This is a genomic window from Salipiger sp. HF18, from assembly GCF_011806505.1.
In the GTDB taxonomy this organism is placed as follows: Bacteria; Pseudomonadota; Alphaproteobacteria; order Rhodobacterales; family Rhodobacteraceae; genus Salipiger; species Salipiger thiooxidans.
In genome coordinates this window covers 1-2,616 of sequence record NZ_JAATOS010000535.1, presented here as the reverse complement: position 1 = coordinate 2,616, position 2,616 = coordinate 1, and the positions used below count along the sequence as shown (strand labels likewise).

Genomic DNA, 2,616 nt, shown 5'->3' with positions numbered 1-2,616 from the left:
ATCATCAACCCGCTGCACGCGCACAAGCGCGACAGCCTCTTCGCCACCCACCCGGCGACCGAGAACCGCATCGCGGCGCTGCGCCAGATGGCCAGAGGTGCGGCGCCCCGCCCGCAGCCGCGCCGCGAGGCGCAGGCGCCGTGGGGCGGCGAGGCCCCGCGGGATCCGCAGGACAAGTCGCGCGGCCCCTGGGGCTGAGCACCCGGCATGACAGGTGAAGGCCCGGTCTCGGGGCGATCCGGGGCCGGGCCTTTTTCATGCCCGGGGGCGTGCCCGGATCAAACTGCGGGACCGGGCGTCAGTTCAGCCGCACGCCGCTCTGCGGTTCGAAATACGACACCTTGGCAAGGTCGAAGGCCAGCCGCATGGTCTCGCCCGGCTTGGCCACCGTCTCGGCGTGCAGCCGCGCGGTGAAGGGCGCGCCGCCCAGCCGCGAGACCACATAGGTGTCGGCACCGGCGGGTTCGACCATGTCGATCAGGCACTCCGCCCCCTGCACGTCCTCGCCGGCGCGGAACCCCGCCTCGGCCACGTCCTCGGGGCGCAGCCCGAGGATCACCTCGTCGGGCAGGTCGCCGGCGTGGTGGTCGTGCAGCACGATGGGCGCGCCGTCCTCGCGCCGGATCTCGATCAGCCGCCCCTGGCCGTTGGGCCGGGTCTTGGCGGGCACGAGGTTCATCGCGGGCGAGCCCATGAAATCCGCCACGAAGAGGTTGGCCGGCCGGTTGTAGATCTCGGCGGGCGAACCGATCTGCTGCACCACGCCGCCCTTCAGCACGACGATCTTGGTGGCCAGCGTCATCGCCTCGATCTGGTCGTGGGTGACATAGACCATGGTGGCGCCCAGCCGGTGGTGCAGCTTCTTGATCTCGGACCGCATCTCGACCCGCAGCTTGGCGTCGAGGTTCGACAGCGGCTCGTCGAAGAGGAAGAGCTTGGGATCGCGCACCAGCGCCCGCCCGATCGCCACCCGCTGCCGCTGCCCGCCCGAAAGCTGGCTGGGGCGGCGGTTGAGGTAGGGCTCGATCTGCAGCTGGTGGGCCACTTCCTTCAGCTTCTTCTCCTGTGTGGCGGCATCGACGCCACGTACCTTCATGCCGAAGGTGATGTTCTTGGCCACCGACATGGTCGGGTAGAGCGCGTAGCTCTGGAACACCATGGCGATGTCGCGGTCCTTGGGCGAGACGCTGGTCATGTCGCGCCCGCCGATCTCGATGCTGCCGCCGGTGATCGGCTCGAGCCCGGCGATGCAGTTGAGCAGGGTGGACTTGCCGCAGCCCGAGGGGCCGACGAGCACGAGGAAGTCGCCGGGCTCGATGGCCACGTTGATGTCCTTGAGGATCTCCACCGGGCCATAGGCCTTGTCGAGGTTCTTGATGTTCAGGATCGGAGCCATGGGATCAGCCCTTTACGGAACCGGCGGTCAGGCCGCGGATGAAGTATTTCCCGGCGAGCACGTAGACGAAGAGCGTCGGCAGGCCCGCGATGATCGCAGCGGCCATGTCGACGTTGTATTCCTTCACGCCGGTGGTGGAGTTGACGATGTTGTTGAGCGCCACGGTCACGGGCTGGGTCCCGGCCGAGCTGAACGAGACACCGAACAGGAAGTCGTTCCAGATCTGGGTGAACTGCCAGATCACCGAGACGGTGATGATCGGCAGCGACAGCGGCAGGAAGATCGCGAAGAAGATCCGCAGGAACCCCGCGCCGTCGACCTTGGCGGCCTTCACCAGCTCGTGCGGGATGGTCACGTAGTAGTTGCGGAAGAACAGCGTCGTGAAGCCGAGCCCGTAGATCACGTGCACGAAGATCAGCCCCGGGATGGTGCCGGCGATGCCGAGGATGCCCAGCATCCGCGCCATCGGCAGCAGCACCACCTGGAAGGGGATGAAGCAGCCGAAGAGCATCAGCGCGAAGATGATGTTGGCGCCCTTGAAGCGCCATTGCGCGATGACGTAGCCGTTGAGCGCCCCGAGCACGGTCGAGATCAGCACCGCCGGCACCGCCAGCAGCACCGAGTTCCAGAAGTAGGGACGCAGCCCCTCACACTGGATGCCGGTGCAGGCGCCGGACCAGGCGGTGCGCCACGCCTCGAGCGTGACCGAGCGGGGCAGGGCGATGAGGCTGCCGGTGCGGATCTCCTCGAGGCTCTTCAGCGAGGTGGTGACCATCACGAAGAGCGGCATCAGGTAGAACAGCGCGAAGAGGCCGAGCATCACGAAGAGCAGCCAGCGCAGGGCGATGGTGCTCCAGCCTTTGCGATCCGCTCCGGCGACGCTGGTCTGGGTGGAGAGGGGAATGTCAGTCATGGGGTTTCGCCCTCAGCTCGGAGTAGAGGTAGGGGACCACGATGGCGAAGACGACGGCCATCATGACCATGGCCGAGCTGGCCGCCTGGCCGAGGTCACCGCGCGAGAAGGCCATGGCGTACATGTAGGTCGCGGGCAGGTCGGTGGCGTAGCCGGGGCCGCCTCCGGTCAGGGCGATCACGAGGTCGAAGGCCTTGATGGCGAGATGCGCCAGCACGATGAAGGCCGACAGGAAGATCGGCGCCATCGAGGGGATGATGATCGCGGTATAGATCCGCCACGTCGGGATGCCATCCACCTGCGCCGC

At 67.3% G+C, this 2,616-nt stretch carries 3 protein-coding genes and 1 pseudogene; 1 reads left to right on the top strand and 3 read right to left on the bottom strand.

All coding sequences use genetic code 11. The features are described 5' to 3' along the window. Positions 1-198 (top strand): annotated as a pseudogene (locus tag HC022_RS23715) (protease HtpX); the annotation flags it as partial. 100 nt (positions 199-298) lie between these two features. Here the strand turns inward: HC022_RS23715 and HC022_RS23710 are convergent. The 3 genes from HC022_RS23710 to HC022_RS23700 all read right to left on the bottom strand — a co-directional run. Next, positions 299-1,396, bottom strand: a complete 1,098-nt coding sequence (locus HC022_RS23710; RefSeq protein WP_167454042.1) for an ABC transporter ATP-binding protein — start codon at positions 1,394-1,396, stop codon at positions 299-301. 4 nt (positions 1,397-1,400) lie between these two features. Then, positions 1,401-2,309 carry a carbohydrate ABC transporter permease gene (locus HC022_RS23705; protein ID WP_008885338.1) on the bottom strand — a complete coding sequence of 303 codons (909 nt, stop codon included), beginning with the start codon at positions 2,307-2,309 and terminating at the stop codon, positions 1,401-1,403. Beyond that, a partial coding sequence (locus HC022_RS23700) for a carbohydrate ABC transporter permease (RefSeq protein ID WP_167454041.1) occupies positions 2,302-2,616 on the bottom strand: 315 nt, incomplete at its 5' end. The genes HC022_RS23700 and HC022_RS23705, both read right to left, overlap by 8 nt.